15 protein-coding genes are annotated in these 15,678 nt (G+C 59.8%); 7 read left to right on the plus strand and 8 right to left on the minus strand.

Annotated features, from left to right (window positions below; all coding sequences use genetic code 11):
• Positions 1–93: 93 nt before the first annotated feature.
• The 4 genes from rsmE (at position 94) to ruvX (ending at position 3,140) form a co-directional block, all read left to right on the plus strand.
• Positions 94–825 carry a 16S rRNA (uracil(1498)-N(3))-methyltransferase gene (gene rsmE, locus H7R73_RS16835; RefSeq protein WP_041212593.1) on the plus strand — a complete coding sequence of 244 codons (732 nt, stop codon included), beginning with the start codon at positions 94–96 and terminating at the stop codon, positions 823–825.
• A 123-nt stretch (positions 826–948) separates the two neighbouring features.
• Positions 949–1,899 (plus strand): glutathione synthase, encoded by a 951-nt coding sequence (gene gshB / locus H7R73_RS16840; protein ID WP_103259734.1) that lies wholly within the window; start codon positions 949–951, stop codon positions 1,897–1,899.
• A 154-nt stretch (positions 1,900–2,053) separates the two neighbouring features.
• Positions 2,054–2,608 carry a YqgE/AlgH family protein gene (locus H7R73_RS16845; RefSeq protein ID WP_010673864.1) on the plus strand — a complete coding sequence of 185 codons (555 nt, stop codon included), beginning with the start codon at positions 2,054–2,056 and terminating at the stop codon, positions 2,606–2,608.
• Between the two features lie 109 nt (positions 2,609–2,717).
• A complete protein-coding gene (gene ruvX / locus H7R73_RS16850) occupies positions 2,718–3,140 on the plus strand; it encodes a Holliday junction resolvase RuvX (RefSeq protein WP_010673863.1) in 423 nt (140 codons plus the stop codon).
• Here the strand turns inward: ruvX and yidZ are convergent.
• The 4 genes from yidZ to H7R73_RS16870 all read right to left on the minus strand — a co-directional run bounded on the left by yidZ (position 3,137) and on the right by H7R73_RS16870 (position 8,408).
• Positions 3,137–4,177, minus strand: coding sequence for an HTH-type transcriptional regulator YidZ (gene yidZ / locus H7R73_RS16855; RefSeq protein WP_069651514.1), 1,041 nt, complete (start codon positions 4,175–4,177; stop codon positions 3,137–3,139). The genes ruvX and yidZ overlap by 4 nt on opposite strands.
• 10 nt (positions 4,178–4,187) lie before the next feature.
• Entirely contained in the window at positions 4,188–5,354 is a 1,167-nt protein-coding gene (locus H7R73_RS16860) for an MdtL family multidrug efflux MFS transporter (protein WP_103259733.1), read from the minus strand.
• Positions 5,355–5,646: 292 nt separating this feature from the next.
• The gene (gene blaMOX, locus H7R73_RS16865; RefSeq protein WP_182951334.1) at positions 5,647–6,798 is read right to left on the minus strand and encodes a CMY-1/MOX family class C beta-lactamase; all 1,152 of its coding nucleotides are present in this window, start codon (positions 6,796–6,798) and stop codon (positions 5,647–5,649) included.
• 179 nt (positions 6,799–6,977) lie between these two features.
• Positions 6,978–8,408, minus strand: coding sequence for an alanine/glycine:cation symporter family protein (locus H7R73_RS16870; RefSeq protein ID WP_010673860.1), 1,431 nt, complete (start codon positions 8,406–8,408; stop codon positions 6,978–6,980).
• 725 nt (positions 8,409–9,133) lie between these two features.
• Here H7R73_RS16870 and tal point away from each other — a divergent pair.
• Complete coding sequence (tal, locus tag H7R73_RS16875; RefSeq protein WP_010673859.1) at positions 9,134–10,084, plus strand: transaldolase; 951 nt, start codon at positions 9,134–9,136, stop codon at positions 10,082–10,084.
• Positions 10,085–10,264: 180 nt separating this feature from the next.
• On the plus strand, positions 10,265–10,444 hold the full coding sequence (locus tag H7R73_RS16880) for a DUF3545 family protein (RefSeq protein WP_010673858.1): 180 nt from the start codon (positions 10,265–10,267) through the stop codon (positions 10,442–10,444).
• A gap of 96 nt (positions 10,445–10,540) precedes the next feature.
• Here H7R73_RS16880 and H7R73_RS16885 read toward each other — a convergent pair whose 3' ends face one another.
• Positions 10,541–11,086 (minus strand): hemerythrin domain-containing protein, encoded by a 546-nt coding sequence (locus H7R73_RS16885; RefSeq protein WP_041212588.1) that lies wholly within the window; start codon positions 11,084–11,086, stop codon positions 10,541–10,543.
• A gap of 160 nt (positions 11,087–11,246) precedes the next feature.
• Positions 11,247–11,927, minus strand: coding sequence for a uracil-DNA glycosylase (gene ung, locus H7R73_RS16890; RefSeq protein WP_048207174.1), 681 nt, complete (start codon positions 11,925–11,927; stop codon positions 11,247–11,249).
• Positions 11,928–12,535: 608 nt separating this feature from the next.
• Here ung and grcA point away from each other — a divergent pair.
• Positions 12,536–12,916, plus strand: a complete 381-nt coding sequence (gene grcA, locus H7R73_RS16895) for an autonomous glycyl radical cofactor GrcA (RefSeq protein WP_010673855.1) — start codon at positions 12,536–12,538, stop codon at positions 12,914–12,916.
• Positions 12,917–12,994: 78 nt separating this feature from the next.
• On the opposite strand, the gene H7R73_RS16900 is transcribed toward grcA, so the two are convergent.
• Both H7R73_RS16900 and H7R73_RS16905 read right to left on the minus strand, forming a co-directional pair.
• Positions 12,995–14,278, minus strand: coding sequence for a dicarboxylate/amino acid:cation symporter (locus H7R73_RS16900; protein WP_103259731.1), 1,284 nt, complete (start codon positions 14,276–14,278; stop codon positions 12,995–12,997).
• A gap of 95 nt (positions 14,279–14,373) precedes the next feature.
• On the minus strand, positions 14,374–15,648 hold the full coding sequence (locus tag H7R73_RS16905; RefSeq protein ID WP_011191341.1) for an IS4-like element ISApu2 family transposase: 1,275 nt from the start codon (positions 15,646–15,648) through the stop codon (positions 14,374–14,376).
• Positions 15,649–15,678: the final 30 nt, after the last annotated feature.

Raw genomic sequence — 15,678 nt, forward strand, 5'->3', positions numbered from 1 at the left:
CCTGAATCCCTTCACTCTCTGTCTCGCGAGCCTTGCTCGCCGCCGTGCAGTAGGGTATTGAAGGGTTTCCAAGCAAGAGACTGACTATCAGCCATGCGCATTCCACGTATCTATGAACCGGCCAGCCTGCAGGTTGGCCAGACCCTCGCCCTGTCGGAAGACGGTGCCAATCACATCGGCCGCGTGCTGCGCATGCAGCCGGGCCAGCAGCTCGAGCTGTTCAACGGCGACGGCCACCAGTACCCCGCCACCATCACCAGTGTGGGCAAGAAGTCCGTTGAGGTGACCATCGACAGTTGCGAGACCCGCTCGGTGGAGTCACCGCTGGCCATCCACCTGGGTCAGGTGATCAGCCGCGGCGACAAGATGGACTTCACCATCCAGAAATCCGTGGAGCTCGGCGTCACCTGCATCACGCCCCTCTTCTCCGAGCGCTGCGGCGTCAAGCTGCCCGCCGATCGGCTGGAGAAAAAGCGCGAGCAGTGGCAGAAGGTGGTGATCAGTGCCTGCGAGCAGTGCGGCCGCAATACCGTGCCCGAGGTGCGCATGCCGATGGAGCTGGACGCCTGGCTGGCGGAAGAGACTCAGGAGCTCAAGCTCAACCTGCACCCGCGCGCCCCTTACAGCATCAACACCCTGCCCATCCCCGAGCACGGCGTGCGCCTGCTGATCGGCCCGGAAGGGGGCTTGTCCGGCGACGAGATCGCCCGTACCGTGCAGGAAGATTTCAAGGAGATGCTGCTGGGGCCGCGGGTGCTGCGCACCGAAACCGCCGCCCTGACGGCGATTACTGCGCTTCAGTGCCGCTTCGGCGATCTGGCCTGACAGCCGACCCCACCCCGGCCCTCCCCTTCGCAGGGGAGGGAGCAACAGGCCCCTCCCCCTTGTGAAGGGGGAGGCAGGGAGGGGGTCATCACATCCAATCGAGCCATTAGGAAGGAAACTCGGATGACCATTAAACTCGGCATCGTGATGGACCCCATCTCGGCCATCAACATCAAGAAGGACTCCAGCTTCGCCATGCTCGAAGAGGCGCAAAAGCGCGGCTACGAGCTGTTCTATCTGGAGATGAAGGATCTCTACATGGAGGCCGGTCGCGCCTTCGGTACCATGCGTCCGCTCACCGTCAAATATGACTATGCCGACTGGTACACGCTGGGCGAGGTGGTGGATCAGCCGCTCTCCAGCCTGGATGTGATCCTGATGCGCAAGGATCCCCCCTTCGACACCGAGTTCATCTACGCCACCTACATGCTGGAGCGGGCCGAGGATGAGGGCTGCCTCATCGTCAACAAGCCCCAGAGCCTGCGCGACGCTAACGAAAAGCTCTACACCGCCTGGTTTGCCGAGCACACCCCGACCACACTCGTCACTCGCAGAGCAGACAAGCTGCGGGCTTTCCACGCCGAGCACAAGGACGTCATCCTCAAGCCGCTGGACGGCATGGGCGGCGCCTCCATCTTCCGCATGAAGGAGGATGACGCCAACGTCGGCGTCATCATCGAAACCCTGACCGCCCACGGTAGCCAGTACTGCATGGCGCAGACCTATCTGCCCGCCATCAAGGATGGCGACAAGCGGGTGCTGGTGGTGGACGGTGAACCGGTACCCTACTGCCTGGCCCGCATCCCGGCGCAAGGGGAGACCCGTGGCAACCTGGCGGCCGGCGGCCGTGGCGAGGCGCGCCCCCTGAGCGAGGCGGACTGGGCCATCGCCCGCGCGGTAGGCCCGACCCTGAAAGAGAAGGGGCTCATCTTCGTCGGCCTCGACATCATCGGCGATCGCCTGACCGAGATTAACGTCACCAGCCCGACCTGCATCCGCGAGATAGAGGCGACCTTCGACGTCTCCATTACCGGCATGCTGATGGACGCCATCGAGCGCCGGCTGGGCCGCTGACCCCTTCCCCAGCGACCCGTTGCCGCAGCGAGGAAACACACACAAGGGGCCGTGAAGGCCCCTTTGACTGCCGGCAAAAAGCGGTTTTGCCCGCCGCCATCAACTGCCATAATCACCCCAAATACCTTTGCACGCTAAGAGATACATACGCTCCATGCAAACACTGCAAAATCACTTTCTGCTCGCCATGCCGAGCCTCACGGACGCCTATTTCCAGCGCTCCCTGGTCTATCTGTGCGAACACAGCAGCGAAGGCGCCATGGGACTGGTGGTCAACATTCCGGTTGACATGTCCCTGGACGCCATGCTGACCAAGCTCAACCTCAATCCCCCCGCCACCGCCGAGATGAAACAGCCGGTGTTGCAGGGGGGACCGGTGCACGGGGATCGCGGCTTTGTGCTGCACAGCTTCCGCCCGGGCTTCAACTCCACCCTGCAGGTGAGCGACGAGATGATGGTCACCACCTCCAAGGACATCCTGGAGACCCTGGGCACCGACGAGGCGCCGGACCACTGGCTGGTGGCGCTCGGTTACGCCGGCTGGAGTGCAGGCCAGCTCGAGCAGGAGCTGGTGGATGGCGCCTGGCTGGTGATCCCCCCCAATCCCAAGCTGGTCTTCGATACCCCCATCCACCTGCGCTGGCAGCAAGCCGCCGCGAGCATTGGGGTCAACCCCCTGCACCTCTCCAGCCAGGTGGGCCATAGCTGACACCCCGGACCTCCCCTCCGGGGGAGGCGGCACGCTCCCCCCTCACGAGCAGGGGGAGACAGGGAGGGGGCTTCCCCCTTCATTTATCCATCCATTTCGAGGAGACCCCATGTCATCACGCAGCATCATGGGCTTTGACTACGGCACCAAGAGCATCGGTGTCGCCATCGGCCAGGAGCTCACGGGCAGCGCCCGCCCCCTTCGCTCCCTCAAGGCCAACGACGGCATCCCCAACTGGGACGAGATAGAGAAGCTGATCAAGGAGTGGCAACCGGATCTGCTGATCGTCGGTCTGCCCCTCAACATGGATGGCACGGACCAGGAAATCACGGTGCGAGCTCGCAAGTTCGGCAATCGCCTGCACGGCCGCTTCGGCAAGCCGGTGGAGTTCAAGGACGAGCGGCTCACCACCACGGATGCCCGCGCCCGCCTGTTTGAACGTGGCGGCTACAAGGCGCTGGACAAGGGGAGCGTGGACGGCGTCTCCGCCCAGCTCATCGTCGAAGCCTGGATGGAAGAGCAGTACGACTAAACCGGGGAGCCTCCTCCCCCTTGCTTCTCTTTCACCGCCCCGCTCCCCATGGGCCCGCCCCAGGCAAAACGCGTCATCCCCGCCGCGGCCAGGCCATAGAGCCGCCGGATCTCCCCCCGCAACCACATCACCTTGGCATCCTGATTGTGGCGCTTGTGCCACAGCAGGATGAAGGCGATCTCCAGCTGGGCATAGAGAGACTCTTCCAGCGGCAACGGCATGGGGATGAGGTCGGGGTGATGTCTGGCGGCATAGTCCGCGCAATATGAAGGCACCACGGCGATCAGCTCGTGGCTCTTTTGGGCGGCGATGTGCAGCGCCTGCTCGAAGCTCGCCACCATGATGGGCACCTGCCGCCTGTGGCCTTCGTCCTCCAGCAGATCATCCAGTGCCCAGCTGTCGCTGGCCTCCCACACCACGCTCACCTGGGGGCAGGCCAGAAAGCGGGTCAGCGACCACGTCTGCCCGAGCAAGGGGTGATCCTTGCGCAGGAACACCACGGGACGATCGCAGAACAGCACCTCATGATCGATGTAATAGGGCAGCCGGTTGACCCTGGCATGGGAGCGGCCGTGGGTCTCCCGGGCACAGAAGCCGAGATCCGCCTCCCCGTTGACGATGTCGTTGAGAGAGTGGTGATCCCAGCCCAGCATCCTGACCACGGAGTGGGGGTACTTCTGGTAGATGGTCGTGGGCAGCTCGCTCAGGAAGCTGATGCCGAAGGGGGACTCCATCACCAGACTGAAGCGGGCCCCCTCGGGGATCGCCTCGCTGTTGAGGGTGCTGATGCTCTCGGTGAGCTGGAACCAGGTCTTGAGCTCCTCTGCCAGGGTCAGGGAGAGATTGGTCGGCTGCAAGCCCTGGCGCACGCGCACGAAGAGGGGGTCCCCGAACCAGTCCCGCAGCTTGCCGAGCGCCTTGCTCACCGCCGACGGGGTGACACACAGCTTCTTGGCCGCCCCCGCCACGCTGCGCTCCTGCATCAGGTGCCTGAAGACCACCAGCAGGTTCAAATCGAGTTCACCCAGATTGCGCATCGCGTCTCTCCTATCCCCGAGCCCGGACTCGCCGGATCGCACGCCATGGTAGCAGCACCTTGACCACCAGGTAACCGAGCAGCGCCAGCAGGAGTGCCAGGATCAGCATCCAGAGCGCAGGCATCCCCAGATGGCCCATCCCCCAGATGAAGAGCCCGGACAACCCTATCTGCATGATGCAGAGCAGGGCACTGGCCGATGCCACCTGATCCCCGCACACATCCAGCGCCTCCCCCATCGCCACCCCGAACCCGCAGGAAAACCCGATGCAGACCAGGGCACATCCCGCCAGCAGCCAGGACAGGCCGCCTTCGGGCCCGCTGCTGCACAGCAGGGCGAGCAAAGCCAGCAGGTAGGCGAGATGGGAGAGCGCCAGCACCCTTGCCTTGCCGAACCAGCGCAGCAGCAAGGGGGTCAGGAAGGAAGCGGACATGCTCACCCCGGCCATCGCCATCATCAGCCGGGTGTACTGCTCGGGAGGCAGGCCGAACGTGGTCATCAGGACGAGGGGCGAGACGCTCACATAGACCAGGATGGCGGTCACGCTGGCGCTGGTCAGCAAGGCGCGCAGCATGAAGGGGGCCATGCCCAGCAGGGCCAGCGGCGATGCCCCCGCAGGCAGGCGGGCGGGGCGGGTCTCCTTGAGCAGTCGCAGGTTGACCAGGGCACTGATGACAGCCACCAGCGCCATGCCCACGAAGATGCCGCGCCACTCGAAGTGCGACAGGATGAGATAACCGAGTACGGGAGCCAGCACCGGAATGACGCAGATCACGCCGTTGATGAGGGAGAGAGCCATCGCGAGGCGCGCCTGGCTCAGCACATCCCGCAGCACGGTGAAGGTCATGATGTAGAGCGCTCCAGCGCCCACCCCTTGCCAGAAACGCCCCAGATAAAACTGGGCGATGCCGGTTGCCTCCGCCGCCACCAGGGAGGCGACCACGAAGATGAGGGCGCCCCCCAGCACCACGGGGCGCCTGCCATGGCGATCCGCCAGCATGCCCCCCGGCAGCACGGTAGCCGCCATGCCCAGCAGATAGATGGAAAAAGCGGTGTGGATCTGCGCCTCGCTCCCCTGCAGGGTTTGCGCAATGCGGGGGACGGCCACCAGATAGAGATCGATCCCGAGGGGATAGAGGATGATCATCAGAAAAGTACACAGCAGAAACATACCCATGAAGGCTCCATAGCAGCAGGTTTCACCATCACAGGTGCGCTGTCAGCGAGATTGACAACTCAATCCTGCAAAAGCAGAGGAAGATGCCGGGCACTATAGAGCGGGCGGCCTGCCGGGGCCTAGTGACGAGATGGCACTCGGTGGATGCCAATCCGGACATCTCCCGCAGGAGAGGCCCGGACTGGCATGCTCATCGACCCGCCCCCTGCCAGGTCGCCCTTGAGGGGTCGGGTCCGAGGTAACGGGCATGCCGTGATGCGACGTGCCCTCAAGGCTCAGCGACGGCGCACCATTACCTGGCCAGTTGCGTCAGGATGGCGTGGGCCGCTTTCACCCTGGCCGGGATAGGATAGTTGCGGTTGGCCAGCATGACGATGCCGATCCCTTTGGCCGGCACGAAGGCCACATAGGCGCCGAAGCCGCTGGTCGAGCCGGTCTTGTTGAAGAGCACAGGGTGCCCTGCCGCAGCGGGCGCGGGCACCGCCGGGTTGGCATTGTAAATCATCGCCGGGGAGTTGCCCGCCAGCAGCGTCTGCTCGCTGACGGGATAGGCGTAACTCTCCCAGCCCAGTCCCTGGGTCATCCCGCCTACCGAGTAGTGCCCTTTGTGGGTCAGGGAGATGGCCTGCTGCAACGCCTTGTCATCAACCCCGCTGATGTTGGCCTTCACAAAGCGCAGCAGATCCGCCGAGCTGGTCTTGATGCCGTAGGCCTCGTCCGCCAGCATGCCGGGGCTGACCCTGATGGGCTTGTCCTCTTTCGAATAGCCATAGGCATAACTCGCCATGGCCTGCTTCGGCAGATTGACATAGGTGTGGTGCAGGCCAAGCCCCGGCAGGAGCGTCTGCTCCATCAACTGGGCAAACGACTGCTTCAGGCTGCTCGCCGCCAGGTGGCCGAACAGCCCTATGCTGGGGTTAGAGTACTGGCGATGGGAACCCGGCGAGTAGGCTGGGGTCCACTGGCGGTAGTAGGCCTGCATCTTCTCGAGCGAATCCACCTCCTCGGGGAATTGCAGCGGCAAGCCGCCCGCGCTGTAGGTAGCCAGCTCCCCCATGGTGATGTTGTCAAAGGCGGATCCCTTGAGCCAGGGGGCGAACAGACTCGCCTTGTCATCGAGCTCGAAGCCCCCCTGCACCACGGCGTAGGCCCCCAGCGTCGCGGTCAGGGTCTTGCTCACGGAGCCTATCTCGAACAGGGTCTGCTCGCTCACACCGACCGCGCGCTCCCGATCGGCCACACCGTAGTTGAAATAGTGGGCCTTGCCATCCTTGAGCACGGCCACCGCCATGCCCGGGATCCTGTGCTCCTTGAGTAGCGGCCGGATGCTGGCATCCACCACGGGGCGCAGGGGATCGGTCGCCGCCTTGTCACCGGCATGAGCCAGACCGGCCCACATCAGGGTGGCCAAAGCGCCCCACAGGATGGATTGTCGTTGTTGCATTGCATGTCTCCTGACTGTCGTTAGCAAGGTATCGCCATGGCGGCGAGTGATGAACCCAGCATAGTCCCGCGAGGTGTGCTGCCGATGAGGCTCTGTGAAGTCTGTGTGAAGCCGCCCCCTCTTTTTACCCATGAAAAAGGGGAGCCATGGCTCCCCTTCAATCACCTTGCAATGCGGGCTTATTTCTTGCCCGGGTTGTCCCAGATCCCCTCTTCCAGCTGGCTGCGCAGCTCCGGGTATTTGTTGGCATCGAAGGTCGGCACGCGACCCAGCTTGAGCTGGTCGTTGTAGTCCTTGGCCAGCTTGATGGCGACGCCGGAGAGCAGCAGGATGGCCACCAGGTTGACGATGGCCATCAGCCCCATGGAGACATCCGCCAGAGCCCACACGGTCGGCAGTTCGCCCACGGAGCCGAACATCACCATGCCCAGCACGAACATCCGGAACAGCATCAGGCCGCCCTTGTGGTTGTGCTCGAGGAACACCAGGTTGGTCTCCGCATAGGAGTAGTTCGCCACGATGGAGGTGAAGGCGAAGAAGAAGATGGCCGCTGCGATGAAGATGTTGCCACCGCCGCCCACCTGGGAGGAGAGCGCGCGCTGGGTCAGCTCGACACCGGTCACGCCGGAGCCCGGCTCGAACTGGCCGGACATCAGGATGATGGCGGCAGTACAGGTACAGATGACGATGGTATCGAGGAAGACCCCCAGCATCTGCACATAACCCTGGGAGGCCGGGTGCGGCGGATAGGGGGTGGCAGTGGCGGCAGCGTTGGGGGCAGAGCCCATGCCGGCCTCGTTGGAGAAGAGACCGCGCTTGATGCCGTTGATCATCGCCTGGGAGATGGCATAGCCCATGGCGCCGGAACCCGCCTGCTCGATGCCGAACGCAGACTTGATGATCAGGGCCAGCACGCCGGGCAGCTCGCTGATGTTCATGGCCACCACGAACAGCGCCATCAGGATGTAGGCGAGCGCCATGAAGGGCACCACCAGCTCGGCGAAACGGGCGATGCCGCGAATGCCGCCGAAGATGATGAGACCGGAGAGCACCACCAGGGCCAGACCGCTCACCCAGTCAGGGATGCCGAAGGCGACGTTCATGGCCAGGCTGATGGAGTTGGCCTGCACCGCGTTGAACACCAGACCGAAGGCCAGCAGCAGGCAGAGGGAGAAGACCACCCCCATCCAGCGCATGCCGAGGCCGCGCTCCATGTAGTAGGCGGGACCGCCCCGGTAGTTGCCATCCTCATCCTTGACCTTGTAGAGCTGGGCCAGGGTGCTCTCCACGAAGGCGGTGGCCATGCCGATGAAGGCGATCAGCCACATCCAGAAGACGGCGCCAGGGCCACCCAGATAGATGGCGACGGCCACACCGGCCAGATTGCCCGTCCCGACACGGGCCGCCAGGCTGGTACACAGAGCCTGGAAGGAGGAGATGCCGGCGCTGTCGGATTTGCGACTGTTGCGCAGGACCGAGAACATGTGGCCGAAGTGGCGGATCTGGATAAAGCCCAGACGGAAGGTAAAGAAGATACCGACCCCGATCAGCAGGTAAATGAGCACGGCTCCCCACATCAGGTCGTTAATCATTGCAATCAAGGTGTCCATAATTCTCTCGTTGTTATCACATCCATGGCCAGTCTGCGCTGACCGCTCTCTGTCAATTACCGAACCAGCATTGCGCCGAAGGGGCGGAATCTAGCATAGGGAGGGAATTCAGAATAGTGACAGGGCTCACTGGGGAGACAAAAAACGAGCAATTTGATGCAAAAAAGCTTCATTTAGCACGCAATAAATCAACAAAAATTGATGCGCTACCCAGCGCCCTTACAAATTAGATCCAATAGAGAACCATTTTACAACTCATCCCATGGGGGTAAAAACCGCTGAGTGAAACAAAACCAGGGAGACAAGCGTTTGCCTCTCATGCCTCATCGGCAAGGGGTTGTAACGCAAAACGTTTTACACGTAATTAAATTTCAAGTAGCTGACAGAACTATTTATGTGACCTCCCGCACAAATTCATGAATCCACCAAAATAATTGCGCTTTTCCATGTCGGAGCCAGCCGCCACACCATGAATAAAACTCGTTTTTTATCAAACACTTTCACCAGACAGCCGGTACCGCTTTCACCACCTGGCTGATTCGCATACAAGCCCCCCTATTGCAGGATGCGCCACATCCGTATTAATTAGGCAGGCAATGACGATGGGGCCTGCCCATCGCCCCTTTCTGAGCCTGAGCCGCCGGGATCTTGTAATTTAATTTCAGAACTGCCGTCTCATGCCCGCCACCCTGGGATTGCTCCCTCATAAAGAGATGATATTTGCCATGGCCGATAAATTGACCCAGCTGAAAGCCCTGACCACAGTGGTTGCCGATACCGGCGACATCGAAGCCATCAAGCGCTACCAGCCCATCGATGCCACCACCAACCCCTCTCTGGTACTCAAGGCCTCCGAGATCCCCGAGTACGCAGCCCTGATCCAGGACGCCATTGCCTGGGCCAAATCCCAGAGCCAGGACAAGGCACAGCAAATCATCGACGCAGGCGACAAGCTGGCGGTCAACATCGGCCTCGAAGTGCTGAAAATCGTCCCGGGTCGCATCTCCACCGAAGTGGACGCCCGCCTCTCCTTCGACACCGACGCCAGCATCGCCAAGGCCCGCAAGCTGATCCGCCTCTACAACGAAGCCGGTATCAGCAATGATCGCATCCTGATCAAGCTGGCCTCCACCTGGGAAGGCATCCGTGCCGCCGAGGTGCTGGAGAAAGAGGGTATCCAGTGCAACCTGACCCTGCTGTTCTCCTTCGCCCAGGCCCGCGCCTGTGCCGAAGCCGGCGCCTTCCTCATCTCCCCCTTCGTGGGCCGCATCCTCGACTGGTACAAGGCCAAGAACGGCCGTGACTACACCGCCAGTGAAGATCCGGGCGTGGTCTCCGTCACCGCCATCTACAACTACTACAAGCAGCACGACTACCCGACCGTGGTCATGGGCGCGAGCTTCCGCAACACCGGCGAAATCCTGGAACTGGCCGGCTGCGACCGCCTGACCATTGGCCCCGCTTTGCTGGAAGAGCTGAGCAAGGCTGAAGGCACCGTGGTGCGCAAGCTGGACTACACCGGCGAGCGCACAGCCAAACCGGCCCCGATGACCGAAGCCGAATTCCGCTGGGAGCTGAACCAGGACGCCATGGCCGTCGAGAAACTGGGGGAAGGCATCCGCCTGTTCGCCATCGACCAGGGCAAGCTGGAAACCATGCTGGCAAGCCACCTGTAAGGCCGCTCGCCACACGGCTCTCACAGAGCGAAGTGGCGCCGCAAAAACCGGGCTCCCGAAAGGGCAGCCCGGTTTTTTTGTGCCTGTTTCCGGTTGTCACAACTTCGTCATAAAAACGTTTTATTTTCAAAGGCGTCGTGTTATACGGATGGTGAAAACCATAAAACCAAGGAGGGAGCCATGGACATGTTCAACTTCGATTTTGACGAGGTCGTTGAGCTGGGTTCACGTAGCCGCGGGACAACGGGAAAAAAACGCAAATGGCGTGAGATTGAGGCGCTTAAAGACAAGCACCGCCTGCAAAAGGAGCTGCAGGCCATCGACATCGCCTATGAAGGATCGGACGACCTGGAGCTCTGATACGCCCACATCGCCCATGTTTCACTCCAGCGAGTGGAGCCATAAAAACAGCGCCCCGGATTGACCGGGGCGCTGTTTTTATGGGTGAACCTCCTGTCAGGCTGCAGGCAGCGAGAGCTGTTTGGCCAGCGCCTGGAAGTGCTGGCTCACCTCCGCCCCGAACAGGGGATCATTGATGGCCCGGTTCTGCCAGAGCTGTTCGAGATGACGCCAGTCATCCTCGGTCAGGGAGTCGCGCAGATGGGGGAAGATGACCCCTTCCTCATAGTTCATGTGCGCCTCCTGCTGCTCGATGAACTGCTCCAGACGGGCCACGAACTGATCCAGCGGGATGACCGCGTCCATCAGGATCATCTCCACCATCTCCTTGAGCTCGGTCCCTGCATCCAGCAGACGGGCGTGCTCCTCGTGCAGCCGGTTGGCCACCTCCCCCTCCACCACCCTGTATTTCAGGTAGTAGTCATAAATCATGTCTTCCTTCGGGTGGTGGTACTTGTCGGATACCTCGCGCAGATAATCCACCACATCTCGCAGCAGGAAGTAGCTTACCGGCTGCTCATTGCGAATGGCCGCCAGCTTTTGCTTGAGCAGCGTCAGCAACCGGGTGATGTTGAGATGGTCCTTATGCAGACTGGATAACATGGGCACTCCTTGCACTGAAATGAGAAAACGTCTGTCTCGAGTATACGGTCATTTATTGCCTGAACTTTGCACTCAATCAAGTCGGATGCAGACAGCGGCTGCACCAGCCTCTCACCACAGGGGGCACAGGGGACACCATTTCCCCTGTGCATGCACGGCGTCAGGCCGCCGGATCGGCGCAGACCGAGAGCCAGTCGATGGGACTGCGTCCCTGCTGGACCAGCAGGCGATTGGCCTCGGAGAAGTGGCCGCAACCGATGAAACCGCGATGGGCAGAGAGCGGACTGGGATGGGGGGCGCTCAGCACATGGTGGCGCGACCGGTCGATGAAGCGCCCTTTCTTCTGGGCATGAGCGCCCCACAGCAGGAAGACGACGCCCTGGCAATGGGCATTGATCCGCTCGATGACCCGATCGGTAAAGGTCTCCCACCCCAGGTGGGCGTGAGAGTGCGCCATGCCCGCCTGTACCGTCAGCACCGTATTGAGCAGCAGCACTCCCTGTCTGGCCCAGGACTCCAGAAAGCCATGATGGGGTGTGACAAAACCCGGCAGATCCCGCTGCATCTCCTTGTAGATGTTGACGAGGGACGGCGGCGTGCGCACTCCGGGCAAGACGGAGAAGCAGAGGCCGTGCGCCTGGTCCGGGCCGTGATAGGGATCCTGCCCCAGGATCACCACCTTGACGTCATCCAGCTCGGTCAGTTTGAAGGCATTGAATACCTCGGTCGCCGGGGGATAGATCACCTTGCCCGCCTCCCGCTCGGCCCTGACGGTGGCCAGGGTATCCATGAAATACGCCTGCTCTTTCTCCGAACCAATCACATCTTTCCAGGTCAGCACACCCGTCTCCTCTCGTTGCGAATCCACTCCTTCCATCCTGGCTGGCATGCCAGCCTCTCCCCACTCCCCGCCTTCTGTCCAGCTTGGCACCGCTATCTCCTCGGTCAATAGAGCAAGGGGCTCAGGATAGGGTCCTCGCCCCCAAGACGCAACCGCATGGAGGTCAGGCTCAGCCTGGCCAGCCTGGGAAGTGGCGGCGGCGTTCACGGGCAATGACCGGGGCTGCGTCGACACAGGAATAACAGGACGTCCTTCGGACAGGCCTCATGGGCAGGCCGGTTTTCGCTGACGCCAGCAATAAACCCTAAAGGTGTAGTTAAATTACTAGATATGAATAATAAAAAATGCATAATTCATATATCTTACAAAAACAGAAAAATGATCTGTTTTTGATTCAACTCAATGATTTAATCCCTTTCAATGCACGCAAAATGGGATTTTATTGATTTGAATCAATTTTCGTAATATTACCGTCGTGGTATATATGGCCCCAACGAAGTAAAGGTGTAAGGCAAGGCCCCGTTAAATCATTCCTTCCAAGAGGTGGTTTAAAAACATCAGGGTAATGTGCTTACCGTTGAATCCGCTTTCCTATGAGGAGTCATACCATGATCAAGGGCATCCAAATCACCCAGTCCGCCAACGCCGCTCTGCTGAACTCTTTCTGGCTGCTGGACGAAGAGAAACAACAGGCTCGCTGCATCTGCGCCAAGGGCGACAGCTTTGCCGCCGATCAGGAAGTCAGCCTCTCCGACCTGGGTCAATTCGAATACCGTGAACTGCCGGTTCAGCAAGAGCCTGTGGTCGAAGGGGGTCAGCACCTGAACGTCAACGTACTGCGCCGCGAAACCCTGGAAGACGCCATCGCCAACCCGGAAAAATACCCGCAGCTCACCATCCGCGTCTCCGGTTACGCCGTGCGTTTCAACGCCCTGACCCCGGAGCAGCAGCGTGACGTGGTCACCCGCACCTTCACCCAGAGCCTGTAAGGCGCCCTGCGTAAAGAGATAAAAAACGGCCCCCTCGGGCCGTTTTTTCATGGGTGATGATCGCCGCCGGAACCTGGGTCAGCTTCGCAGGTCCACCGGCCTTGCCACCACGGGTTTCGCCAGGGCGTCCTGCATGGTGGCCGCGTCGAGCTGATCGCAGTAACGGGCCACCACCAGGGTCGCCACCCCGTTGCCGATGAGGTTGGTCAGGGCGCGCGCCTCCGACATGAAGCGATCAATCCCGAGGATCAGCGCCAGCCCGGCCAGCGGCAGATGCCCTACCGCCGAGATGGTGGCTGCCAGCACGATGAAGCCACTCCCCGTGACTCCGGCCGCCCCCTTGGAGGAGATAAGCAGCACCACCAGCAGGGTGAGCTGATGGAACAGGTCAAGCGGGGTGTTGGTCGCCTGGGCGATGAAGACGGCTGCCATGGTCAGATAGATGGAGGTGCCGTCCAGGTTGAATGAGTAACCGGTCGGGATCACCAGACCCACCACCGATTTCTTGCAGCCCAGCGCCTCCATTTTCACCAGCATGCGCGGCAATACGGATTCCGACGAGGATGTTCCGAGCACGATCAACAGCTCTTCCCGGATATAAGCAATAAAGCGCACAATGCTGAAGCCATTGGCTTTGGCGATACTGCCGAGCACCAGAAAAATAAACAGCAGGCAGGTCAGATAGAAGCTAGCAATTAATTGCCCCAGCTGCACCAAAGAACCAATACCGTATTTCCCTATGGTGAATGCCATGGCACCAAATGCCCCGATCGGCGCCAGTTTCATGATCATGTTGATGATGCCGAAAATAACCTGAGAGAAACCATCGATGATATTGAAGATGGGTTTTCCCTTCTCCCCGATATGATGTAGGGAAAATCCGAACAGGACGGCAAACAGCAACACCTGGAGTATATTGCCGCCGGCAAAGGCACCGATGACGCTGGCCGGTATCACATCCAGCAGGAAGGGAATTATCCCCTGGGACTGGGCCTGATCCGCATAGACGGAGATGGCGCTGGCGTCGAGTGAGGAGGGATCCACATTCATACCGGCCCCGGGCTGCAGCACGTTGACCACGCACAGACCGATGATCAGGGCCAGGGTGCTCACCACTTCAAAATAGATCAGCGCAATGGCACCGGTTTTGCCCACCGCCTTCATGCTTTCCATGCCGGCAATGCCGGTGACCACGGTACAAAAAATGACGGGGGCGATGATCATCTTGATTAATTTAACGAAGCCATCACCAAGGGGTTTCATATCTGCGCCCAGACTCGGATAGACATGTCCCAGACATATTCCGATGGTGATTGCCAATATCACCTGAAAATAGAGGCTACTGACAATTTTCTTGTGCATGTTCAACGTCCTGTTAATAAGTGTGACTCCACTGACAGCAAATAACGCATGCAGCAGTCTGCGGCGAGAAATAGGGTTATCTCATGTACAGAACCTTAAGCGGCAAGCGAATTAATAATACCGTCTAACGTGTTGTTTTGCTTGGATTTTCTCTGCCTACTCTTTTTGCCGTTTTTGGATAAATACACCATTGCCCACTCCAACTTCTCTGTTATTTCCTGCCACGCACCATGGATGATGCTCGCCAATATCGGCATTAACCAAAGCGCGCTGTTTTTGGCAATCTTCAGCATCGATAACTCCGCGCTGCCAATCAGCGTCAGCGCCAGCCGACGTTTGACCAGCAAGGCCAGCAAACTAGCCCAGATCAAGCCTTCCGCTATCGCTTTTTGTCGTGTCGCGAACGCCTTCAACCGGTTATGTGATTTCAGCTCTTTGAACAACAGTTCGATCTGCCAACGGCAACGATACAATGCCATCACCTTCTCGGCTGGCCATCGCTCACGCGGAAGATTGGTCATCCATATACAGAACCGTTTTTCCTCTGCAAACCAACGTCTTATGAGTCGATATTTATACTTTCCCGAACTCACATCCAGATCCAGAACCTCGGCTCTGCAGCTTCTCCGATCGATATCCTTGAGCTTTTTTCCGAGTAACTTGGGCATTTCCCTGCCGTCCTGTCGGTAAGCTGCCTGTACTTTGGGATTGAGATTTTGACTCCCTCTGACCAGATAGCTTCCTTTGGCTTTGGTCACATCAGCAAAGTACTCGCGGCTGATGTAACCGGCATCCGCCAATAACAGTTTGTTATTTAACGAATTTGCGGCCGGAAGATGCTTGCGCTCCGATTCGGTATCCGCCGTGATACTCATCGATATCGGCGACTGGTCCAGCAAGGACATGGTCATATGACACTCTACCGCAGCGGGGCTGTGCTTATTGAATCGGCCCGGGAAATGTTCTGCCAATTGCGGATGTAACGCGAATGACGACCCGTCCTGCAGCAGTACCTGCTCAAAGCCTGCCAGTCCGTGGGCGTCCGGTAGACACTCCTTGAGGCGTAAGGCGATGGCTCGTTCAACCAGTGCGCGCATGAACAAGGGAAAACCCTGCTTGCGTAACTGGTTGTGAAAGGGTTTATACGCTATTTGGTCAGTATCATGGAGCTGCAACGCATTGAAATGGCGATGCAAACCAGCAATACCATCCACCTTGTCGCAACCAAGCCCTGAGAGCAGAGCCGGGAGTAGTCTCGCAGGCTGGATATCCCGGAGTCGCTGACAAAAACCGGTAAATTTACCGATCCGGTTGAGTTCAGAAGAGCTAAGAAGTTGCTTGAGGTACTGGGTTGCATTGATAATAGTCATGGCTTCGGGCGTGTCGGTTTTTTTTTGCGA

Origin of the sequence: Aeromonas sp. WP2-W18-CRE-05, assembly GCF_014168615.1 — a bacterium.
Lineage (GTDB): Bacteria > Pseudomonadota > Gammaproteobacteria > Enterobacterales > Aeromonadaceae > Aeromonas > Aeromonas caviae.

Coding starts and splice junctions, on each gene's coding strand:
- yidZ (WP_069651514.1), bottom strand. CDS start 4,177: ATGCGCAATCTGGGTGAACTCGATTTGAACCTGCTGGTGGTCTTCAGG.
- H7R73_RS16845 (WP_010673864.1), top strand. CDS start 2,054: ATGCAAACACTGCAAAATCACTTTCTGCTCGCCATGCCGAGCCTCACG.
- H7R73_RS16905 (WP_011191341.1), bottom strand. CDS start 15,648: ATGACTATTATCAATGCAACCCAGTACCTCAAGCAACTTCTTAGCTCT.
- blaMOX (WP_182951334.1), bottom strand. CDS start 6,798: ATGCAACAACGACAATCCATCCTGTGGGGCGCTTTGGCCACCCTGATG.
- H7R73_RS16880 (WP_010673858.1), top strand. CDS start 10,265: ATGGACATGTTCAACTTCGATTTTGACGAGGTCGTTGAGCTGGGTTCA.
- H7R73_RS16870 (WP_010673860.1), bottom strand. CDS start 8,408: ATGGACACCTTGATTGCAATGATTAACGACCTGATGTGGGGAGCCGTG.
- H7R73_RS16860 (WP_103259733.1), bottom strand. CDS start 5,354: ATGGGTATGTTTCTGCTGTGTACTTTTCTGATGATCATCCTCTATCCC.
- H7R73_RS16885 (WP_041212588.1), bottom strand. CDS start 11,086: ATGTTATCCAGTCTGCATAAGGACCATCTCAACATCACCCGGTTGCTG.
- H7R73_RS16900 (WP_103259731.1), bottom strand. CDS start 14,278: ATGCACAAGAAAATTGTCAGTAGCCTCTATTTTCAGGTGATATTGGCA.
- grcA (WP_010673855.1), top strand. CDS start 12,536: ATGATCAAGGGCATCCAAATCACCCAGTCCGCCAACGCCGCTCTGCTG.
- rsmE (WP_041212593.1), top strand. CDS start 94: ATGCGCATTCCACGTATCTATGAACCGGCCAGCCTGCAGGTTGGCCAG.
- gshB (WP_103259734.1), top strand. CDS start 949: ATGACCATTAAACTCGGCATCGTGATGGACCCCATCTCGGCCATCAAC.
- ruvX (WP_010673863.1), top strand. CDS start 2,718: ATGTCATCACGCAGCATCATGGGCTTTGACTACGGCACCAAGAGCATC.
- tal (WP_010673859.1), top strand. CDS start 9,134: ATGGCCGATAAATTGACCCAGCTGAAAGCCCTGACCACAGTGGTTGCC.